Below are 19,994 nucleotides of genomic sequence, written 5' to 3'. Positions count from 1 at the left end.
CCGCTTATATCAGGCGCAGACATACTGAAATCCCCCTAGGGAAACAGGGGGATTTTATTGTTTCGTATGATATTTTTGCATTTTTGCAAGAGCTTCCTGTGCCGCATGCTGCTCGGCTTCTTTTTTGGAACGTCCGTTCCCGATACCGAGCGCCTCACCTTTAAGAGAGACAAGCGCCTCGAATTCCCGGTTGTGGGCAGGCCCTTTTTCATTGAGAATTTTGTACTCAAGCGATCCTTTTCCGTCCCGCTGTACAAATTCTTGAAGCTGGCTTTTGAAATCCATCACATGAGAAAAAGCACCATCGTTTATTTTAGGGAACACGTACACTTTCAGGAATTGCTGAACCGGCTCAAGGCCCTGATCCAGATACAGTGCGCCGATAAACGCTTCAAACACATCCGCTAAAAGCGCAGGACGCTTTCTGCCGCCCGTCATTTCTTCTCCTTTTCCCAAGAGAACAAGATCGCCGAATGACAATTCATGGGCAAGTGAGACGAGTGACGGCTCGCATACGATAGCGGCTCTCAGCTTCGTCAAATCTCCTTCACTCATGGCCGGATATTTGGCAAATAAGAATTGGGAGATCGTCAGTTCCAAAACAGCGTCACCTAAAAATTCAAGCCTTTCATTGTCTTCATACGGCTTTTTCCGATGCTCATTCACATAAGATGAATGTGTAAATGCTTGATACAAAAGTTTCTCGTTTTGAAAATGAACCGAAATCCGTTCTTGGAACTCTTTAAATTGCTCTATTTTTTTATAGAACTTTTTTTTATCTTTAAAATGTGAGTGTTTTGACATAGTAACCTCCATAGGCACATCAGGTTCACCGCGCTCCCCGCCGTAAACGGAATCGGCAGCGCGTACAGCGTCAGACGCCGGTAACCGAACGATTAAAGGGCTAAAGCCCCGCTGTCAGGCGGGACTTTTAGCATCAGCTTATTGCTGGTTTTGTATGTAGTTCACAGCGTCGCCGACTGTTGCAATCTTTTCAGCATCTTCGTCAGAAATCTCCATATCAAACTCGTCTTCAAGTTCCATAACAAGCTCAACTACATCTAGGGAATCAGCACCTAAGTCTTCCTTGAAAGAAGCTTCAAGTTTGACGTCAGCTTCATCAACGCCAAGGCGGTCTACGATGATTTTCGTTACACGCTCTAATGTATCTGCCATAGCAATTCACCTCCCCTCAAGTATTATAGAGGATTCGTTTTTAAAAAACTAGAGAAACTAGGATGAAATTTTAAAAACAAATCTTTACATCACCATTCCGCCGTCAATATGAAGGGTTTGGCCCGTCATATAACGCGATCCTTCAGAAGCAAGGAACGTAACAACGCTGCTGATATCGGAAGGATCACCGAAACGCGCGAGCGGAATCTGCTTCAGCATTTCATCTTGGACTTCTTTAGAAAGCTTGTCCGTCATATCTGTAGAAATAAAGCCCGGAGCAATGGCATTGACCGTAATATTGCGGCTCGCAAGCTCTTTGGCTGATGACTTCGTTAAGCCGATTACACCGGCTTTTGCCGCCACATAGTTCGCCTGGCCGGGGTTTCCGCTGACGCCGACGATTGATGATACGTTGATAATCCGGCCGGAGCGCTGTTTCATCATCTGTCTTGTCACGGCTTTCGTGCAGTTGAATACACCTTTCAGGTTAATGTTAATGACATCATCCCATTCATTTTCTTTCATTCTCATCAGAAGATTGTCTTTTGTGATCCCCGCATTGTTCACGAGAATGTCGATTGAAGAAAATGCAGCGACAGCCTCTTTCATCATGTTTTGTACTTCTTCGGAATTTGATACATCGGCTTTTACCGCGATCGCGTTTCGGCCCAAAGATTTGATTTCATCTACGACTTCGTTCGCTTTCGCTTCATTCCCGGAGTAGTTGACTACTACGTTACAGCCGTTTTTCGCAAGATCAAGCGCGATCGCCCGCCCGATTCCGCGGGACGCTCCCGTTACCACTGCTGTTTTTTCATTAAGCATCCTGATTCTCCTCCTTCAGCGTTTGAATCGCCAGTTCGATGGTTTCATGGTCAGAAACCGCGATTGTTTTAAGGCGGCGGTTCACTTTTTTCACAAGGCCTGAAAGCACTTTTCCGGGCCCGATTTCAACAAACGTCGTGACACCTTCGTCAATCAGTTTGTTAATGGTTTCTTCAAAGCGTACAGGTGAGTACAGCTGTTCGATCAATTTTTTCTTGATATCGTCTTTTTCTGTCATAACGTCAGCCGAAACGTTTGAAATCACGGGAACAGCCGCATTTTTTAACTCACAGGCGCTGAGCACCTCCTCGAGTTTTTGCGCTGCCGGCTTCATTAATTCAGAATGGAACGGTCCGCTTACTTCTAATGGGATTGCCCGTTTTGCTCCGTTGTTTTTCGCTTCTTCTGAAGCCAGCTCCACGCCTTTTGCCGTTCCGGAAATTACGATCTGACCGGGGCAGTTCAGGTTTGCAAGCTGTACGAGATGCCCGTTTTCCGTCACTTGATCCGTTACCTTTTTCAAGGACTCCGCATCCATTCCGAGAATCGCTGCCATGGCGCCTTCTCCGGCCGGCACGGCTTCATTCATGAATTCTCCCCGTTTTCTTACCGTGTAAACAGCATCTTTAAACGTCATCGCTCCCGCCGCAACAAGCGCCGAATATTCTCCGAGGCTGTGGCCGGCGGTGAAATCAGGGGTGATGCCGGATTCTTTAAACTTTTCCAATACGGCGATGCTCGTTGTCAACAGCGCGGGCTGCGCATTGTATGTAAGGGTCAATTCTTCGGCGTCGCCTTCAAAAATGAGCGAGCTCAGCTTTGTTTCAAGCGTTTCGTCCGCTTCATCAAAAATACGTTTTGACGCTTCTTCGCGTTCGTACAGGTCTTTTCCCATACCGATATATTGTGATCCCTGTCCGGGAAATAAAAATGCAATCTTACTCATGATGCGGTAACCTCCAGACTACTCATCTGTTTTTTCTTCTTTTACTTCTTCTTCTATAAATGCGGCCACGTTTTGGCTGACCATTTCTCTCGCCTGGCGCAGCGCATGGTAAACAGCGCGTGCGTCAGAAGAGCCGTGCGCTTTAATGACGGGCGCTTTCAAACCGAAAAGACTCGCCCCGCCGTACTCAGAATAGTCCATTTTCAGTTTCATTTCCATCAGCTTCGGCTTCAGCACTCCCGCTGCGAGCTTAGAAACAAAACTTGAAGTCAGTGTATCTTTCAGCATTTTGAAAATCGATAACGCTGAACCTTCCAATGTTTTCAACGTGACGTTGCCCGTAAAGCCGTCTGTGACGATGACGTCAGCAGCGCCTTCGAGCAAGTCTCTCGCCTCAACGTTTCCGACAAAATTCACGTTTGTTTCTTTTAATAATTCAAACGTCTTTTTTGTCAGGTCGTTTCCTTTCTTTTCTTCCGTGCCGACATTTAACAATCCGACGCGGGGCGAGCTGATTCCGAGAACCTGCCGGGCATATACAGATCCCATAATTCCGTACTGGACGAGATGCTCCGGTTTAGCATCGACATTGGCTCCCACGTCCAAAAGAAGGAAACCGTCGCCTGAAACGGTCGGAAGCGTCGGCGCAAGCGCAGGCCGGTCGATTCCTTTAATTCTGCCGACGATAAACAGTCCCGCTGTCATGAGTGCGCCCGTATTCCCCGCTGAGATACAGGCGTCCGCTCTGTTTTCAGCCACTTCCTGCGCCATCAGCACCATAGAAGAGTTTTTCTTTCTGCGTACGGCGCGGACCGGTTCATCCGTCGGTTCAATCACTTCATCGGCGTGCAACACAGTGATGCGGTCTGATGTTGTTGGCAAGTGTGATTCTATCGTTGTCTTGTCACCGACCAGCGTAATATGAAGATCGTCAAATGCCTCAATACTCTTCATTACTCCGTCAATAACAGCTTTGGGTGCGTTGTCGCCTCCCATTGCATCTACAGCTATTCTCATGCATGCTCCACCTTTATGATTGTTTTGAACGGTACATGTCAAAGCTGCCGGAGAACACGACTTCTTCTCCCACATAGCTGTTGACTTCAACTACCGTTCTGCCTTTTTCTTTTTCGACTGCCGTCACTTTGGCTTTCGCAACGACGCGCTCGCCTTCTTTCACCTGTCTTGTAAAGCGGATATTTGCGCTTGCGGTCAGCGCCAGCTCATCATCAATGACGGCAACGGCGAGTGAGTTCGCCTGCGCAAACAAATGATGCCCCCGCGCAATTTGATTGCGGCTGAAGACATGTTCGCGTCTTACTTCTAATATGGAAATGGCCTGGCCGTCAAGCTCCAGATCAATGATTTCACCGATCACTTCGTCTAAAGACAATGATTTCACTTCATCATCAAGCGTTTGTTCTGCCACGTTTTTAATTCTTTCCCTCAGCTCCGGTATTGAGAGCTCTAAGCGGTCTAAACGGATCGTCTGAATGCTGACGCCGAATTTCCCCGCTAATTCTTCATCTGTGATGAAGGGTGTCGATTTGATCGTCTGCTGCAATAATTTTTGGCGTTCTTTCTTGCTTCTTCTCATCTGTAAACACCATCCGGACAATTAAGACTAGGTACTAATAGTAGTATATAATCTCATAGATTGGAATGCAATGATTGTTTTTTGAAAGCCGCCGAATTTTACAGAATCAGCTTAATTTCTCCCCTTCTAAGACGCCGCTTGAAAGTAATTGACCGCGCAGCATGCGGTATTCGTCATCTTTCCAAAAAGCCTCTGAAGACACCAGGTTGGCCGCATCCTGGCGGGCCGTTTCCAAAGCTCTGTAGTCATGAACCATATCCGCTACCTTGAACTCGGGCATACCGCTCTGTTTTTTTCCGAAGAAATCACCGGGGCCACGCAGTTCAAGGTCCTTTTCAGACAGCTCGAAGCCGTCGTTTGTCTCTGACATGATTCTCATCCGTTCCTTCCCGGTTTCGGATTTCGGATCGGCCATCAAGATGCAGAAAGATTGGTGGTCTCCCCGCCCGACCCGGCCGCGGAGCTGATGGAGCTGAGATAATCCGAAACGGTCGGCGTCATAGATGACCATAATCGTCGCATTCGGCACGTTCACCCCGACTTCTACGACGGTTGTTGACACAAGTACCTGACATTGATTGGCGCTGAATTCTCTCATCACCTGATCTTTTTCATCAGAATGGAGCTTCCCGTGCATCAGGCCGACATTCCATTTACCGCGGTAAACGTCAGACAGCATGTTATATACGTCAATCGCATTCTGTACATCCAGTTTATCCGACTCTTCAATGAGCGGGCAGATAATATAGGCTTGCCTTCCCTGCTTCAGCTCTTTTTCTATAAAAGCCAAAATCCGCTCCAGCATGTCGTGTTTCACCCAATACGTTTCGATTTGTTTTCGCCCCGCGGGCATTTCATCTATCACGGAAACATCCATTTCTCCGAAGACGGTAATGGCCAACGTTCTCGGTATCGGGGTGGCTGTCATAAACAGCACATCCGGATCCTGACCTTTATTCTTGAGTTTTTTGCGCTGTTCGACCCCGAACCGGTGCTGCTCGTCCGTAATAACAAGACTCAGCGCTTTGAATTCCACTTCATCCTGGATTAAAGCATGGGTCCCTACTAAAATATCAATCTCTCCGAGAGCAAGCCTCTCCAACAGCTCCCTGCGCCGCTTTCCTTTTACAGAACTCGTCAAAAGCGCGATATTTACATCTTCATTTGCAAACAACGACACGAGAGAGTCGGCATGCTGTTCGGCCAGAATTTCAGTCGGCACCATTAATGCCCCCTGATACCCCGACAGAATCGCAGCGTACAAAGCGATGGCGGCGACGGCTGTTTTTCCTGAACCGACATCACCTTGCAGCAGACGGTTCATTCGGTAAGGGGATGTCATATCAGCGGTAATTTCCCGAAGCACGCGCGTCTGTGCGGTCGTGAGTGAAAACGGCAGGCTGTCTGTGAAAGCGGTGAGCTTTTCAGCAGGAAACACATGGCTGATGCCTTTTGACTGTTCCCTTTCCGCTTTACGGAACGCCTGCATTTTCAGCTGAAATAATAAGAATTCCTCATAAACAAACCGGCGTCTTGCCTGCTGTAACGATTCCCTCGTTTCAGGCTGATGCATCGTCTGCAGGGCATGTTTGTAATCAGGCAGCTTATAGCGGATTCTCAATTTTTCAGGAAGCGGATCGGCCGCACTGTCCAAATGATGCTGCAGCGCTTCCTTAATAAACCGTCTCATCATTTTTACGGTGACGTTTTCTTTAACGGAATAAACAGGCTCAATGCTTTTATCTTCTTGATGAGGACCGTTTTTTAATTCCTGCACGGAAACGGTCTGTCTGTGTTTATCCCATTTCCCGGATATCGTGACGACAGAACCTAACGTCAGTTTCTTTTTTAAGTAGGGACGGTTAAAGCAGACCGCGGTAATTAAATAATTGCCGACAAGCACCCTGAATGTCAGCCTGTTTCGTTTTTTGCCGTAATAGGTAAGAGAAGGTTCTGAATGAACCTTCCCTTCTACCGTCACTCTTTCTTCATGTTTTACTTCTTCTAAATCCCTCAGCTCATAGTCGTCATAACGGTAAGGGAAATAATTCAGAAGATCAGAAATGTCATAGATACCAAGTTCGTGCAATGTTTTTTCTGTTTCCGGCCCAATGCCCTTAATTTCCGCTATACTAGTTTGCTGATGGTGTGTCACTTGATTTCAGCGCTCCTCCGAAAATTTTTTTCTCTAATTCTCTTCCCGTCGGTGTCGCAGCTAAACCGCCTTGTCCCGTTTCACGCAGTGCTGTCGGCATCGTCTGGCCGATTTTGTACATCGCGTCAATCACCTCATCGCAAGGAATGCGGCTTGTAATCCCGGCCAGCGCCATATCCGCCGCGATCATCGCGTTGGATGCTCCCATTGCGTTTCGTTTGACACACGGCACTTCTACCAATCCGGCGACCGGGTCACATACGAGACCGAGCATATTTTTCAGTGTAATCGCCATTGCTTCCGCTGATTGCTGAGGCGTTCCGCCCGCCATTTCCACAATCGCGGCCGCTGCCATGCCTGATGCTGACCCGACTTCCGCCTGACAGCCTCCTGCCGCTCCTGAAATACTCGCATTATTTGCTACGACAAAACCGAACGCGCCGGCTGTAAACAGAAAACGGATCATTTGTTCTGTCGTAGGGTTCAGCTTATGCTTTACGGCGAATAACGTTCCCGGCACAACCCCGGCAGAGCCGGCGGTCGGTGTAGCGCAGATCGTTCCCATCGCCGCATTGACTTCATTTGTCGCCACAGCTTTAGAAACGGCGTCTAAAATCAGATTGCCCGACAGGCTTCTTCCCGATTGGATGTATGCCTGAAGTTTCACGGCATCTCCGCCTGTTAAACCGGTCTGACTCGTGACGCCCTTCAGCCCTTTTTCAACAGCTGCTTCCATGACGGAGAGATTGCGCTCCATTCCTTGAAAGATTTCTTCCCGTGTTTTTTGCGTCACTTCCATCTCTTGGGTGATCATCACTTCCGAAATCGGAATTTGTTTTTCTTGAGTGATTTCTATTAATTCTTTTACATTACGAAACATGTCATTTTCCTCCTGACTTTTTAGTCAGCTATCTTAGTAACCTGTATAATATTAGGAAGTGTTGAAAGTTCGTCAAGCACTTCTTCTTCAATATTCTGATCGACCTCAATCGTCATCAGCGCAAGCTGGCCGACGTCCTTACGCGCCACTTCCATATGTCCGACGTTGATGGAGAATTTCGCAAGCACATTGGCAACGCCTGCAATCGTGCCGAATTTATCATTATGAACGACTAAAATAGCCGGGTGGTTTCCGGAAAGTCGCAGCTCAAAGCCGTTAAGCTCCGTGATTTCTATTTTTCCGCCGCCGATGGAAATACCGGTAAGGGCAAGCTCTCCCTCATCATCAGAAATGACGATACGCGCCGTATTCGGATGAACGGGCACGGCATCCTCTGTACGGAACTCTACATATATGCCCTTCTCTTCCGCAATTTGAATCGCTGTTTTAATCCGTTCATCAAATGTATCAAAATCAAGCAGGCCGCCGATAATCGCGACATCAGTGCAGTGACCCTTATACGTTTCTGCAAATGATCCGTAAAAAGACACAACGATCCGGCGGGGCTCCCGCCTGAATAAGCTTCTGGCCACTCTGCCGATCCGGGCGGCGCCTGCGGTATGTGAACTGGACGGACCGATCATGACCGGGCCGATAATATCAAAAACGCTTCTATACTTCATGCTGGTTTGCTCCTCCTTAACATCACTTCATTCAGCGCTTTTCTTTAGACTAATTGAACATTTCTCAATTGGCAAGCAGGCACACTGCCGCACTGCCGCAGGTAAATAAAGGCATAAGAATAGAAGGGCCTGATAAGCCCTTCTATTCTGCCGCAAATATATATGGATACAGAGGCTGTCTGCCGTTATGGATTTCAACCTCGATATCTTCACAGACGCTAGCAATATACTCAGCGAGTTTCTCAGCTTCTTCTTCCGGCGCGTCCTCTCCGTACAGGATGGTGACGATTTCATCTTCTTCCCCGATCATTTCATCCAGCAGCAATTTCGCCGCACTTATCCGATCTTCGGCGCTGCCGATAATTGAACTGTTTAAAATACCGATAAAATCACCTTTTTTAATATCTTTGCCGTCAATATGGGTGTCTCTGACTGAATATGTCACCTGTCCGCTTTTCACATTCCGGATGGCCTCAAGCATATTGGCTTCATTTACATCAGCCGGCTGGTCAGGGTTAAACGCAAGCAGAGCGGTCATGCCTTGAGGGACCGTTTTTGCCGGAATGACAATGACATTTTCTTCAGCCACGCTCGCCGCCTGATTGGCAGCCATCACAATATTGGAATTGTTCGGAAGAATGAAAACCGTCTCCGCATTGACAGATTGAACGGCTTCAACAATATCTTCCGTGCTCGGATTCATTGTCTGGCCGCCTTCGATTACGTGTGAAGCGCCGATGCTCGTAAACAATTCAGAAATGCCCTCTCCCATTGCCACAGTCACGATGCCAAAAGGCTTACGGGCTTCTTTCATAACGCCGGCCGGCTTTTTTTCATCATGTTCTTGGCTGATGATTGAAGTATGCTGTTCCCTCATGTTTTCAATTTTAATTTTAATCAAATCGCCGTAACGCTGTGCGAGATTGAGTACGTTCCCTGGTTCTTCGGCATGAATATGAACTTTCGCCAGCGTATCATCAGCCACGACCAGCAATGAATCGCCGAAACGGCTCAGTTCGTTTCTGAACGCCTCTTCCTTGAACGTCCGTTTATCTTGATCCAGCCTCACCATCACTTCCGTACAAAATCCGAATTCAATGTCTTCTGTACTCAGCATGCTCTGCGCGCTTTTATGATGCTCGGCATTCACCATATCATCGAGTGCCGGAAGAACCGCTTTTTTCGGTACGGCCTCTCCTTTTAAAGCAGCCAAAAAGCCTTCATATACACAAAGCAGACCTTTTCCGCCGCTGTCAACGACACCGACGTCCTTTAAAACAGGAAGCAGATCCGGCGTGCGGTTGAGCGACGCTTCCGCTTCTTCAATAACGGCCTCCATGAGAGCAATGATATCGGTTTCTTCTTTAGCCGAGGCGACCGCTTTTTTAGCCGCATCCTTGGCCACGGTTAAAATCGTTCCTTCAACCGGTTTCATGACTGCCTTATATGCCATATCCACTCCCGCTTGGAGTGCTGCGGCAAATTCTTGGGCGTCTATTTGGTTTTTGTTTTCAATGCTCTTTGTGAAACCTCTGAACAATTGGGACAAGATCACCCCTGAGTTTCCTCTCGCCCCCATAAGCAGGCCTTTTGACAGGGCGATGCCGACTTTGCCGATGTCGGGTGAGTCAATGTGCTCTACCTCTCTTGCACCGGATGACATCGATAAATTCATATTTGTTCCGGTATCGCCGTCAGGCACGGGAAACACGTTCAGCGCATCCACCGCGGATGCATTTTGAGACAATGTCTCAGCCCCCGCCAGAATCATTGCCGCAAAAGCTCTCCCATCTAAGTTTCGTCTAGACAATACTCATCCTCCTCACTACGGGTTCGTTACTCGTACGCCTTGGACATAAATATTTACAGAATCAACTGCAAGTCCGATTGTTTGATTTACTGTGTATTTTACCTTCGTCTGAACATTGTGGGCTACTTCGGATATTTTAGTGCCGTAGCTGACAATAATGTACATGTCGATATGTATTTGTTCGGCTTCCTGACGGACATGTACGCCTTTTGCGAAGTTCTCTCTCCGGAGGATTTCAGACAAACCGTCTTTAATCTGGTTTTTTGAGGCCATCCCCACTATTCCGTAACAGTCAATGGCAGCGCCTCCGGCAACCATTGCGATGACTTCGTTGGATATATCAATCTGTCCGTATTTTGTCTTCATTTCAATGGACACACAGGTTCCTCCTTCAGGTGCATAGAGTTATCATTATTCTACTATATGTATCCCATTATGAAAAGAAAAGATACAGACAGCGGCCTTCAGCGCGGAAATGTGATTGGTTTTACATGTCAAGTGATTTTTCTTGAAAGTAAGGGAAACAATAGTTGCAAACGGTTTTTAGCTGTGGTAAATTATTTAAAGTATTGTATAACGAAAGCATCTGAGACACTATGTTTAAAAAGATGTTTCGCGCAGTTAGGAGGGAAACAAATGGCACGTAAATGTTTTATTACAGGTAAAAAAACAAAAGCCGGAAACAACCGTTCTCACGCAATGAACGCTTCTAAGCGTACTTGGGGCGCCAACCTTCAAAAGGTCCGCATCCTCGTTGACGGCAAACCTAAAAAAGTGTATGTATCTGCCCGGGCTTTAAAATCCGGTAAAGTTGAGCGTGTATAAGCAAAAATGAACGCCTGCCCTTTTATGCGGCAGGCGTTTTTTATGCGTTCAAAGAGGGCAATTTCAGCTTCTTGGGCTTACTCTTTTCTAAATGAGCCCAGCATCGCCCGGACAATTCCTCCTAAAAACTTCGGCAATTTAATGGTATAAAATTTCATTTTGTCCCCTCCTATAAGTCCCGTATCCGCTGCGTTCATCACTTTAGGATTCATGGTTTTTTCCGCATATGGCAGAAGCCGCTTTTCTAATCCGCGCTCCTTACCATTATTAATATGCCTTTTGCAAACGAAAAAGTACCTCGTGAATGAATGAGTTCGTTACTAATACATAGTGTGGAACCCAGAGGAATATGACAATTATCAAGGGGATATTTAAAACCGTCGAGTGTCAGGCCGTCTGCCGCTTCCGTAAACGGAATGAAAGAAATATAGCGTCTGCGCGCTTTTTCTTCAATTGTATAACGGCCGGGCCCGAACATCTGAATGTCATTCTGCCGGTCGATCAGCTTGACATCGGTATGCTTATGTAAGGCTTTATACAGCAGCTGGATGTTCCCTAAAAAGTGATCAGCTCTTCCGCCCGTCACACCGAATACCCGAATATTTTCCGGTTCTTTTTGTAAAGCCCAGTCAAGGGCGAGTTCAAGATCGGTATAATCTTTTTCCGCCTGATACACATGGAGGGCCGGCGCCGCTTTTTGAATCTGCATGAGCTCCTCTTCCGTAATGCTGTCAAAATCACCGAAAGCTTCCTGCGGAATGATTCCGGCCTCCAAAAGAGCAACCGTCCCTTTATCAACTCCGACCCACGTCGTATCTCCGTCTGTGTATTCGGATAGATCGGGAATAAGCTCCCGCGGGCCGCCCGCAACGATATTGATTGTCTTCATATGCTATCCTCTCTCTTAGACGCGAAAAGAGCCGGCGGCTTTCACCGGGCTCTTTTTCAGCATGTTTATTACGCGTTTCGGATGTCAGCGATGGCTTTTTTCCGATCCGGCTGATTATATACGGCAGACCCGGCAACAAGCAGATTGGCGCCCGCTTCAGCGCATAAAGGGGCTGTTTCTTTATTAACGCCTCCGTCCACCTCGATTAAAAGATCAGACAGGCCTTTCTCCTCAGCCAGCTGTTTGACCTGACGGATTTTCGGCAGAACCGAATGAATGAAGCGCTGTCCGCCAAAACCGGGGTTAACCGTCATTAACAGCACAAGATCAAGCTCCTCGATCACATGTTCAATCATGTGGACGGGCGTATGCGGATTAAGCACAACTCCCGCTTTTACCCCTTGCTCTTTTATCAATTGAATGGTCCGGTGAAGATGCGGACACGCTTCAGCGTGAACGGAAAGGATGTCCGCACCGGCTTTTGCGAATGCCGGGATGTAGCGGTCCGGGTTTTCAATCATAAGATGGACATCCAGCGGCAGATCAGTCACCGGACGGACGGCTTCAACGATAAGCGGCCCGATTGTAATGTTAGGGACGAAATGGCCATCCATGACATCAATATGGATATAGTCCGCCCCTCCTTTTTCCACGTCTTTAATTTCCTCGCCCAGTGAAGCAAAATCGGCGGAAAGAATTGACGGCGCAACCTTAATCATATTAATACCTCGGCTTTCTCTCTTTTATTTCCTGCATAAATTCTTTGTAATGCTCATAGCGGTACGGCTGAATCTCTCCTTCTTCCACCGCTTGCTTTACCGCGCATTTTGGCTCCTTAAGATGCAGACAGCCTCTGAATTTGCAGGAGGCGCTTATTTCTCTGATCTCAGGGAACGTGCTGCCCAGCTCTTCTTCCTCAATGCCGGTAAATTCAAGCGAACTGAACCCCGGAGTATCCGCAACCAGACCGCCTGATGTATGAATGAGCTCCACATGGCGCGTCGTATGTTTTCCGCGTCCCAAATGCGCGGAAATCTCGTTTGTTTTCAGCTCAAGCTCCGGGCTGATCGCATTTAAAAGCGAAGATTTTCCGACTCCGGACTGACCGGCAAACACCGTCGTTTTGTTCTCGAAGTGTTTCACAATGCCTGTTAAGCCGCTGTTTTCTTTTGATGACGTCACATATACGTCATAACCGATCGCCTGATAGTCTTTCACGTAAGAAAGTATCGCCTCTTTCGATTCCCCGTCTGCAGCTAAGTCCATTTTGGTTATGCAGATGATCGGGTGAATGCCGTTGGCTTCCACAAGGACGAGAAAACGGTCCAATAAAGACGTGCTGAACGCCGGCTGAACGGCAGAAAAGACGAGAACGGCCTGATCGACATTTGAAATCGGCGGCCTGATCAGCTCATTTGTTCGTTCTTTGATTTCCAGCAGGTAGCCTTCTTTATCATTTTCAGCCTGATAAACGGCATAATCGCCGACCAGGGGCGTTATTTTATTTTTTCTGAAAATGCCCCGGCCCCTGCATTGAATGATCTTATCCTGTGATTCATCCAAGATGTAATAGAATCCGCTTAACGCTTTTATAATTTTGCCCTCAGGCATAGGGTCCCTCCTTGTCAGTCATTATCTTTCGGGTATTCAATCGTTTTGTAGCTGACGACTTTATGATCGACCATCACTTGATAATACCCCTTCTGTCCCTGATCAATCTTCAGTTCAATTGTTTTTTCAGTCGGCTCTTTTATTTTAAATGAGTCATACGTATCAGAGATGCTGTGGTCCTTATCATCGATGGCGATTTGCACTTCAAGCTCGTCCCCTTCATGTTCAGGTTCGTAAGGAATGCTGATTTTTTCTTTTACCGTTTTCGCCGGTTTTTCTTCAGGTCCGAGCGAGAACGTCACTTCAACATTACTTCCCGGCTTAACCGCAGTGCCGGCTGACGGCTCTTGTTTCATGACTTGTCCTTTTGGCACGTCATCTGAATGGGCTTGTTTTTCAACAAGCTGCAGGCCGTTATCTTCAAGATACCCTGAAGCCGCTTCCTTGCTGTAAGTCTTTAAGTCCCTCAGCGTAACGTCCGCCGGGCCGAGGCTGACCGTTAGATTGACTTCATCGTCGCTTGCGACCATGTCGGTGCCGGCTGACGGGTCCTGATCAATTACGGTGCCGGCCTCGCTGTCATCGTTCTCTTCTTTGACATTGACATGTTTGAAGCCTTTTTCCTTCAGCGCTTTTTTTGCGTCGCCGATCTGCCGCCCTTTCACGTCGATCAGCTGGGTTTTCGGTTTTCCGATGCTTTTGTACAGTTTTACAGAAGAGCCTTCTTTAACGGTAGACCCCGCTTTTGGGTCCGTTTTGACCATTAATTCCTCTTCTATTTTGTCATCTTCAATGTCCGTTATATCAGGATCCGCCCGGAGCCCGTTCTTTTCAAGCAGTGCTTCCGCTTTTTCGTACTTCATGCCCCGTACGTCGGGGACGCTTACATCTTTAGGCATAAACAAAGACGGGAACACGGTGACCGCAAGAACAGCCGCCATAATGAAAATGAAACAGACGGACAGCAAAACCCACGGCCATTTCCGTTTTTTCTTTTTGGCGGGCTGCTGTTCCTTATCGTCCGTCTCCCCCGGCGTTTCCGCCTGAGGCGCGGCTTTTGCGCCGTCAGTAATAACGGGAATGGCTTTTGTCATTTCCTCATCATCCTGAACGGAAAATTTTTGTTCATTCAGCCTGCCGGCGTCAAAAGCCGTTCTGATGTCCGCTTCCATGTCCTCGGCGCTTTCATAGCGGTGAAACGGGTCTTTGGCGGTTGCCTTTAAAATAATGTTTTCGACGCTCTGCGGAATGGAAGGGTTCCACTTTCTGGCGGAAGGCGTTTCTGTTTGCAGATGCTTTAGCGCTATGCTGACGGCTGATTCTCCGTCAAAAGGAATTTTACCTGTTAAAAGCTCAAACAGCACGATGCCGAGCGCGTAAATATCTGATTTTTTCGTTGCAAGACCGCCTCTCGCCTGCTCCGGAGACAAATAATGAACCGAGCCCAGCATAGAATTCGTATGTGTGATTGTCGTAGACGTAAGCGCTGTGGCGATGCCGAAATCCGTCACCTTGATATGCCCTAAATGATCTATCAATATATTGTGCGGTTTAATATCCCGGTGCACGATATGGTTTTGATGGGCATGGGCGATGGCCGAGACGATCTGCTCCATAACGGACAGCGCTTCTTTCGGATGAAGCGGCCCGTGTGCGGTTATGTATTCCTTTAATGTCATGCCTTCCACATATTCCATGACAATGTAATAAATATCGCCTTCCTCCCCGATATCGTAAATACTGACGATATTCGGATGATCGAGGCTTGATGCCGACTGTGCTTCTCTTCTGAAACGCCTGATAAAATCAATGTCATTCACAAAGTCAAACCGCAGAATTTTAATTGCGACTTCACGTTCGAGAATGATGTCCTCAGCTAAAAAAACGTTTGCCATTCCGCCGCCGCCAATGGGCCGGAGGATATGATAACGCCCGCTGATCCGCTTGCCGGTTAGCACTTGTCTTCACCCTCTTTTGCATCTGCGGAAAACTCAATCAACACAGCCGTGATGTTATCTTCGCCGCCGTTTTGATTCGCTTTGCTGATGAGAAGGTCTACTTTTTCCTGAGGATCAGATTCGGCTTGAAGCATTTGTTTGATCTCGTGATCTTCTATTTTATTTGACAGTCCGTCAGAGCATAAAAGCAGCTGATCGCCGTCAGACAGTTCAAAAGAACGGGCGTCGGAACTGATGGTTTCATCTGTCCCCAGCGCTCTCGTCAATACATTTTTCCGCGGATGGTGCTCGGCGTCCTCTTTCGAAATTTCCCCCGTCTTGACCAGCTCATTCACAAGCGAATGGTCTTCAGTCAGCTGAGTGAATTCCCCCTCTTGAAGCAGGTAGCATCGGCTGTCACCGATATGAGCCACAGTGACAAACTTCCCGGTAAATAAGGCGCAAACAACGGTGGTGCCCATTCCCCGGCATTCTTCATTCGCTTTAGCGTGGTCATGTACTTTGACATTCGCCTCATGAATCCGGTCTTTCAGCCAATCCTCGCAAGCAGACGGCAGAGAAGGAACCGTTTCGGTCCGGTTCCACTGCTCCTCCATCGCCGCAACCGCCATCCTGCTCGCTACATCTCCGGCAAGATGACCGCCCATGCCGTCGGCGACAACCGCAAGCACCGCGTCTTCTTTTGTGAAAATGCCCGCCGCATCTTCATTATGCCGGCGGACTTTACCTGTATCTGTTTTCAAGGCTGTAATCAACCTCTTCACCTCGTCTCGTCTTGACGCTCCTTCGCGCGAAGCTGACCGCAGGCCGCGTCAATGTCATGGCCTTGCTCTCTTCTGATCGTGACATTTACACCGCGGGATTTTAACGTTTTTTCGAATGCGAAAATCTGATCTCTCGGTGTGCGGACGTAATCCCGTTCAGGCACATAGTTTACCGGAATTAAATTGACATGGCATTTCACGTCTTTTAACAGTTCTGCAAGCTCTTCTGCATGTTCGACCTGATCATTTACGCCGCCGAACAACCCGTATTCAAAGCTGATCCGTCTGCCTGTTTTCTCGATGTAATATTTGACGGCCTCCATAAGGTCAGGAAGCTTATAGGCTTTGTTAATCGGCATCAGACGGCTTCTGATTTCCGTATTCGGAGCATGCAGAGAAATCGCGAAATTGATCTGCATTTTTTGATCGGCGAAATCGTAAATCTTCGGAATGATTCCGCTGGTGGAAACTGTGATATGACGCGCTCCGATGTTCAGCCCTTTATCGTGGTTAATGATTTTCAAGAAAGCGAGCATTTCATTGAAATTATCAAACGGCTCTCCGATTCCCATGATCACGACTGAGCTGACGCGTTCATCCGTTTCATCAAGCGCCTTTTGCACTTTCACGACTTGAGCGACGATTTCTCCCGCTTCAAGATTCCGTTTCAGTCCGCCGAGCGTTGACGCGCAAAATGTGCAGCCGATCCGGCAGCCGACCTGTGTCGTTACACATACAGAATTACCATACTCGTGTCTCATTAAAACCGTTTCGATCGTATAACCGTCATGAAGCTCAAATAAAAATTTCATCGTGCCGTCTTGAGATGTCTGTTTTACAGCCGTTTTCAGCGTTGTCAGCACAAAATGGCTCTCGAGTTTTTCACGCAGGCTTTTTGAGAGGTTTGTCATTTCATCAAATGAAGAAACCCGCTTTTCATAGAGCCATTCAAAAATCTGTGCCGCGCGGAACGGCTTTTCGCCATTCTCAGTCAGCCATTGTTTGATTTCATCTAATTCAAAAGAGTAAATGGACGGCTGCTCAGTCCGCAGCTCTTTCCGTACGCTTGTCTTTTTTAATTGTGTCATTTTTTATCCCTTCTTTCTCATGCTGCTAATAAAGAAACCGTCTGTTCCGAAATAATGCGGAAGAATTTGAAGGCTTCCATCCTGAACAAAGGGTCTCGCCTTTTCAGGCAGCCGCTTTTCAAGAGACAAATCGGGTTCAAACTCAGGGTGTTCTTGTATAAACGCATGCATAACTTCTTCATTTTCTGTCCGGTCCATTGTACACGTACTGTATACGAGTGTGGCACCTTTTTTTACTAATGGGGCGATTTCCCTTAAAATGCCGAGCTGGATTTCTGACAGCCGTCTGCTGTCCTCCGGCGTCTTCGTATATTTCATATCGGGTTTTCTTCTGATGACGCCGAAACCTGAGCAAGGGGCATCAACGAGAATACGGTCAAACCGTTCTGCGCCAAAGGCCTCTCCCGCTTTTCGCGCATCCATCGTTTGTGCGTCGATGATCGTAAGTCCGAGCCGTTCTGCGCCCTCTTTAATCAGCTTCACTTTATGGCGGTGAAGATCAAGCGATGTGAGGCTCCCCTCGTTCTCCATCAGTTCCGCAATGTGAGCCGACTTTCCGCCCGGTGCGGCGCATGCGTCTAAAACGGTTTCGCCCGGCTTCGGGTCCAGCGCCCGCGCGACAAGCATTGAGCTTTCATCCTGTATGGATACCCGGCCGTTTTGGAAAAATGCCGTGTTCGCGATGCTTCCTTTTAAAAGCTTAATCGCATCAGGAGAAAGGTCTCCGGCTTCTGCTTCCAGACCGGCATTCTCCATCTCATTCAGCACCGTTTCCCTGTCGCTCTTTATGTGATTGACACGGAGCGTCTGCTTCGGCGGAATGAGATGAATCCGGCAGATCTTTTCAGCCGCCTCAAAGCCGTACGCCTCGACCCACTCTTTTACGAGCCATTCGGGATGGCTTGTCTCTGTAGAAAGACGGAGAACCGGGTCTTCAATTTCAGCGAATGACGGCGCCCCCTCACGCTGCAGGGAGCGGAGGATGCCGTTGACAAAGGACGCAATGCCCTTATGCCCGCGTTTTTTGGCGATTTCAACCGCTTCATGGATGGCGGCGCGATCCGGAATTTTTTCTAAATACTCCATTTGATACGCGGACAGACGAAGCAGCTGAATCACCCACGGCTTCACCTTATTCGGCTTGCGGATAAAAGGCTTCAGCATAAAGTCTAAGGCGATTTTATTTTGCAGCGTTCCGTAGACAAGCTCTGTCAGCAGCCCTCTGTCCTGATCGCTGAGCGTGTTCGTTTTGATAACCGATGTAAGAAGCAGGTTGCTGTATGCCTGATTTTGCTCAAGCTTCTCAAGCGCTTCAAGGGCGAGCTCCCGGACATTAATTTTCTTCATTTGCTTCTCCTAACACGTCACCGGGCTGCACATTTTTGCCTCTTACAAAATCTTCGCCCTTCATCCGTTTTTTTCCCGCCGGCTGCAGCTCAGTGATTAAAAGGGCTGTGCTGTTTCCTGATGCGACGACAATGCCGTTTTGCTCCGTGCGGATGACTGTTCCGGGCGCAGCTTCAGTTTTTGCCGCAACTTTTTCAGAAGCCCATACTTTAATATTTTGACCGTTCAAAGTTGTATAGGCGACAGGCCAAGGGTTTAAACCTCTGATCTGGTTGTAAATCTCTTCTCCGGGCTTTGCCCAATCAATCAGCTCCTGCTCACGCTTAATGTTAGGCGCGTAAGTCGCTTTTGATTCGTCCTGTTTGATCGGTTTAATATTCCCGGAAATGACGTTCGGAACGGTCTCTGACAAAAGCTTTGCCCCCGCTATGCTTAATTTGTCGTGAAGCGTGCCGACGTTATCCGTTTCATCAATTTCCACTTCGATTTTAGAAATCATATCGCCCGCATCAAGCTTTTCAACCATATACATGATCGTCACGCCCGTTTTCTTCTTGCCTTGGAGAATCGAATAATGTATCGGCGCTCCGCCTCTTAATTCAGGCAATAGTGACGCGTGTACGTTGATACAGCCGTATTTCGGGCCGTCCAACAGCTGCTTGGGGAGGATCTGTCCGAATGCCGCCGTAACAATCAGGTCCGGCTTCAGGCTGAGCACTTTTTCTATTTCTTCTTCGAGCCTTACTTTTTCGGGCTGAAGCACGGGAATGCCGTGACGTTCAGCTTCAGCCTTTACAGGAGGGGGCGTCATGATTTTTTTTCTGCCTTTCGGGCGGTCAGGCTGCGTAACGACACCAACCACTTCATATCCGTCTTCAATAAGCGTGCGCAGGACGGGAACTGAAAAGTCGGGCGTTCCCATAAAAACGATCCTTGTCATCCAATCATCCTTCCATTTCTGCCAGTTCTTCTTCAGTGTAGTAAGCCGTAATTTTTGATGTGAATAAAATGCCGTCTAAATGATCCATTTCATGCTGAACGGCTCTGGCCAAAAAACCCTCCGCTTCTAAAATAAACGGTTTTCCTTTACGGTCATAGGCTTTTACCTTTACGTAATCCGGGCGGGTGACATCGCCGTAAACCCCGGGAAAGCTTAAGCAGCCCTCGACTCCGGTCTGTTCACCGCTCTTTTCAAGAATAACCGGATTTACAAGGTCGATCCGGCCGCTTTCTTCACCGATGTCCACGACGGCCGCTCTTTTTAAAATGCCGATTTGCGGCGCGGCGAGGCCGACGCCATCCATTTCGAGCATCGTATCGTACATATCATCAAGCAGTTTTTTTAATTTTTTATCAAACACTGTCACTTCTTCGGCAGGTGTTTCCAGAACCTCCGCCGGGTGTGTGACGATTTTTTTCACAGCCAAAATTTTGCCCTCC

Annotated in this window: 22 protein-coding genes; 1 reads left to right on the top strand and 21 read right to left on the bottom strand. The window is 47.9% G+C overall.

From position 1 onward, the window contains the following. Window positions 1-54 precede the first annotated feature (54 nt). The 11 genes from rncS to NYE50_RS08840 all read right to left on the bottom strand — a co-directional run bounded on the left by rncS (window position 55) and on the right by NYE50_RS08840 (window position 10,450). Entirely contained in the window at window positions 55-804 is a 750-nt protein-coding gene (rncS, locus tag NYE50_RS08890) for a ribonuclease III (RefSeq protein ID WP_159354155.1), read from the bottom strand. Window positions 805-942: 138 nt separating this feature from the next. After that, complete coding sequence (gene acpP / locus NYE50_RS08885; protein ID WP_003154310.1) at window positions 943-1,176, bottom strand: acyl carrier protein; 234 nt, start codon at window positions 1,174-1,176, stop codon at window positions 943-945. A gap of 84 nt (window positions 1,177-1,260) precedes the next feature. Next, entirely contained in the window at window positions 1,261-2,001 is a 741-nt protein-coding gene (gene fabG, locus NYE50_RS08880) for a 3-oxoacyl-[acyl-carrier-protein] reductase (RefSeq protein ID WP_003154312.1), read from the bottom strand. Next, window positions 1,994-2,947 (bottom strand): ACP S-malonyltransferase, encoded by a 954-nt coding sequence (gene fabD / locus NYE50_RS08875; RefSeq protein ID WP_007409759.1) that lies wholly within the window; start codon window positions 2,945-2,947, stop codon window positions 1,994-1,996. The genes fabG and fabD overlap by 8 nt, the downstream gene beginning before the upstream one ends. An 18-nt stretch (window positions 2,948-2,965) precedes the next feature. Then, window positions 2,966-3,964: a phosphate acyltransferase PlsX gene (gene plsX / locus NYE50_RS08870; RefSeq protein ID WP_003154319.1), complete on the bottom strand. Its 999-nt coding sequence runs from the start codon at window positions 3,962-3,964 to the stop codon at window positions 2,966-2,968. A 13-nt stretch (window positions 3,965-3,977) separates the two neighbouring features. Next, window positions 3,978-4,544, bottom strand: a complete 567-nt coding sequence (fapR, locus tag NYE50_RS08865; protein ID WP_003154320.1) for a transcription factor FapR — start codon at window positions 4,542-4,544, stop codon at window positions 3,978-3,980. Window positions 4,545-4,650: 106 nt separating this feature from the next. Further along, the gene (recG, locus tag NYE50_RS08860) at window positions 4,651-6,699 is read right to left on the bottom strand and encodes an ATP-dependent DNA helicase RecG (protein ID WP_031378747.1); all 2,049 of its coding nucleotides are present in this window, start codon (window positions 6,697-6,699) and stop codon (window positions 4,651-4,653) included. Further along, window positions 6,677-7,579, bottom strand: a complete 903-nt coding sequence (gene sdaAA / locus NYE50_RS08855) for an L-serine ammonia-lyase, iron-sulfur-dependent, subunit alpha (RefSeq protein ID WP_003154324.1) — start codon at window positions 7,577-7,579, stop codon at window positions 6,677-6,679. The genes recG and sdaAA overlap by 23 nt, the downstream gene beginning before the upstream one ends. A gap of 20 nt (window positions 7,580-7,599) precedes the next feature. Continuing rightward, the gene (gene sdaAB / locus NYE50_RS08850) at window positions 7,600-8,262 is read right to left on the bottom strand and encodes an L-serine ammonia-lyase, iron-sulfur-dependent subunit beta (RefSeq protein WP_159354154.1); all 663 of its coding nucleotides are present in this window, start codon (window positions 8,260-8,262) and stop codon (window positions 7,600-7,602) included. Between the two features lie 142 nt (window positions 8,263-8,404). Next, a complete protein-coding gene (locus NYE50_RS08845) occupies window positions 8,405-10,072 on the bottom strand; it encodes a DAK2 domain-containing protein (protein ID WP_156735057.1) in 1,668 nt (555 codons plus the stop codon). Window positions 10,073-10,087: 15 nt separating this feature from the next. Next, window positions 10,088-10,450, bottom strand: coding sequence for an Asp23/Gls24 family envelope stress response protein (locus tag NYE50_RS08840; protein WP_003154327.1), 363 nt, complete (start codon window positions 10,448-10,450; stop codon window positions 10,088-10,090). Window positions 10,451-10,708: 258 nt separating this feature from the next. On the opposite strand from NYE50_RS08840, the gene rpmB reads away from it, so the two are divergent. Beyond that, a complete protein-coding gene (gene rpmB / locus NYE50_RS08835) occupies window positions 10,709-10,897 on the top strand; it encodes a 50S ribosomal protein L28 (RefSeq protein ID WP_003154328.1) in 189 nt (62 codons plus the stop codon). A gap of 77 nt (window positions 10,898-10,974) precedes the next feature. Here the strand turns inward: rpmB and spoVM are convergent, their stop codons facing one another. The 10 genes from spoVM to def form a co-directional block, all read right to left on the bottom strand. Continuing rightward, window positions 10,975-11,055 (bottom strand): stage V sporulation protein SpoVM, encoded by an 81-nt coding sequence (gene spoVM / locus NYE50_RS08830; protein ID WP_003154329.1) that lies wholly within the window; start codon window positions 11,053-11,055, stop codon window positions 10,975-10,977. A gap of 86 nt (window positions 11,056-11,141) precedes the next feature. After that, window positions 11,142-11,786: a thiamine diphosphokinase gene (locus NYE50_RS08825; protein ID WP_003154330.1), complete on the bottom strand. Its 645-nt coding sequence runs from the start codon at window positions 11,784-11,786 to the stop codon at window positions 11,142-11,144. 68 nt (window positions 11,787-11,854) lie between these two features. Continuing rightward, window positions 11,855-12,505 (bottom strand): ribulose-phosphate 3-epimerase, encoded by a 651-nt coding sequence (gene rpe, locus NYE50_RS08820; protein ID WP_159354153.1) that lies wholly within the window; start codon window positions 12,503-12,505, stop codon window positions 11,855-11,857. 1 nt (window position 12,506) lies between these two features. Continuing rightward, complete coding sequence (gene rsgA / locus NYE50_RS08815; protein WP_159354152.1) at window positions 12,507-13,397, bottom strand: ribosome small subunit-dependent GTPase A; 891 nt, start codon at window positions 13,395-13,397, stop codon at window positions 12,507-12,509. 14 nt (window positions 13,398-13,411) lie between these two features. Beyond that, complete coding sequence (gene pknB, locus NYE50_RS08810; RefSeq protein ID WP_159354151.1) at window positions 13,412-15,355, bottom strand: Stk1 family PASTA domain-containing Ser/Thr kinase; 1,944 nt, start codon at window positions 15,353-15,355, stop codon at window positions 13,412-13,414. Continuing rightward, the gene (locus NYE50_RS08805) at window positions 15,349-16,110 is read right to left on the bottom strand and encodes a Stp1/IreP family PP2C-type Ser/Thr phosphatase (protein ID WP_115940794.1); all 762 of its coding nucleotides are present in this window, start codon (window positions 16,108-16,110) and stop codon (window positions 15,349-15,351) included. The genes pknB and NYE50_RS08805 overlap by 7 nt, the downstream gene beginning before the upstream one ends. Window positions 16,111-16,115: 5 nt before the next feature. Continuing rightward, entirely contained in the window at window positions 16,116-17,207 is a 1,092-nt protein-coding gene (gene rlmN / locus NYE50_RS08800; protein WP_014417746.1) for a 23S rRNA (adenine(2503)-C(2))-methyltransferase RlmN, read from the bottom strand. Window positions 17,208-17,210: 3 nt separating this feature from the next. Then, a complete protein-coding gene (gene rsmB / locus NYE50_RS08795; protein ID WP_159354150.1) occupies window positions 17,211-18,554 on the bottom strand; it encodes a 16S rRNA (cytosine(967)-C(5))-methyltransferase RsmB in 1,344 nt (447 codons plus the stop codon). Then, window positions 18,541-19,494, bottom strand: a complete 954-nt coding sequence (gene fmt / locus NYE50_RS08790; RefSeq protein ID WP_106067968.1) for a methionyl-tRNA formyltransferase — start codon at window positions 19,492-19,494, stop codon at window positions 18,541-18,543. The genes rsmB and fmt overlap by 14 nt, the downstream gene beginning before the upstream one ends. A 4-nt stretch (window positions 19,495-19,498) precedes the next feature. Continuing rightward, window positions 19,499-19,981 carry a peptide deformylase gene (gene def / locus NYE50_RS08785; protein WP_014417743.1) on the bottom strand — a complete coding sequence of 161 codons (483 nt, stop codon included), beginning with the start codon at window positions 19,979-19,981 and terminating at the stop codon, window positions 19,499-19,501. Window positions 19,982-19,994: the final 13 nt, after the last annotated feature.

It is taken from the genome of Bacillus sp. EU55 (assembly GCF_038005925.1).
GTDB classification, from domain to species: domain Bacteria; phylum Bacillota; class Bacilli; order Bacillales; family Bacillaceae; genus Bacillus; species Bacillus velezensis.
This window is presented reverse-complemented; position numbering and strand designations above follow the sequence as displayed.

Bases quoted from the DNA above. Each gene is read 5' to 3' on its own strand.
- fabG (WP_003154312.1), bottom strand. From the start codon at position 2,001: ATGCTTAATGAAAAAACAGCAGTGGTAACGGGAGCGTCCCGCGGAATC.
- rpe (WP_159354153.1), bottom strand. From the start codon at position 12,505: ATGATTAAGGTTGCGCCGTCAATTCTTTCCGCCGATTTTGCTTCACTG.
- rsgA (WP_159354152.1), bottom strand. From the start codon at position 13,397: ATGCCTGAGGGCAAAATTATAAAAGCGTTAAGCGGATTCTATTACATC.
- rlmN (WP_014417746.1), bottom strand. From the start codon at position 17,207: ATGACACAATTAAAAAAGACAAGCGTACGGAAAGAGCTGCGGACTGAG.
- plsX (WP_003154319.1), bottom strand. From the start codon at position 3,964: ATGAGAATAGCTGTAGATGCAATGGGAGGCGACAACGCACCCAAAGCT.
- fmt (WP_106067968.1), bottom strand. From the start codon at position 19,494: ATGACAAGGATCGTTTTTATGGGAACGCCCGACTTTTCAGTTCCCGTC.
- rsmB (WP_159354150.1), bottom strand. From the start codon at position 18,554: ATGAAGAAAATTAATGTCCGGGAGCTCGCCCTTGAAGCGCTTGAGAAG.
- sdaAB (WP_159354154.1), bottom strand. From the start codon at position 8,262: ATGAAGTATAGAAGCGTTTTTGATATTATCGGCCCGGTCATGATCGGT.
- spoVM (WP_003154329.1), bottom strand. From the start codon at position 11,055: ATGAAATTTTATACCATTAAATTGCCGAAGTTTTTAGGAGGAATTGTC.
- rncS (WP_159354155.1), bottom strand. From the start codon at position 804: ATGTCAAAACACTCACATTTTAAAGATAAAAAAAAGTTCTATAAAAAA.
- fabD (WP_007409759.1), bottom strand. From the start codon at position 2,947: ATGAGTAAGATTGCATTTTTATTTCCCGGACAGGGATCACAATATATC.
- rpmB (WP_003154328.1), top strand. From the start codon at position 10,709: ATGGCACGTAAATGTTTTATTACAGGTAAAAAAACAAAAGCCGGAAAC.
- sdaAA (WP_003154324.1), bottom strand. From the start codon at position 7,579: ATGTTTCGTAATGTAAAAGAATTAATAGAAATCACTCAAGAAAAACAA.
- fapR (WP_003154320.1), bottom strand. From the start codon at position 4,544: ATGAGAAGAAGCAAGAAAGAACGCCAAAAATTATTGCAGCAGACGATC.
- acpP (WP_003154310.1), bottom strand. From the start codon at position 1,176: ATGGCAGATACATTAGAGCGTGTAACGAAAATCATCGTAGACCGCCTT.
- NYE50_RS08825 (WP_003154330.1), bottom strand. From the start codon at position 11,786: ATGAAGACAATCAATATCGTTGCGGGCGGCCCGCGGGAGCTTATTCCC.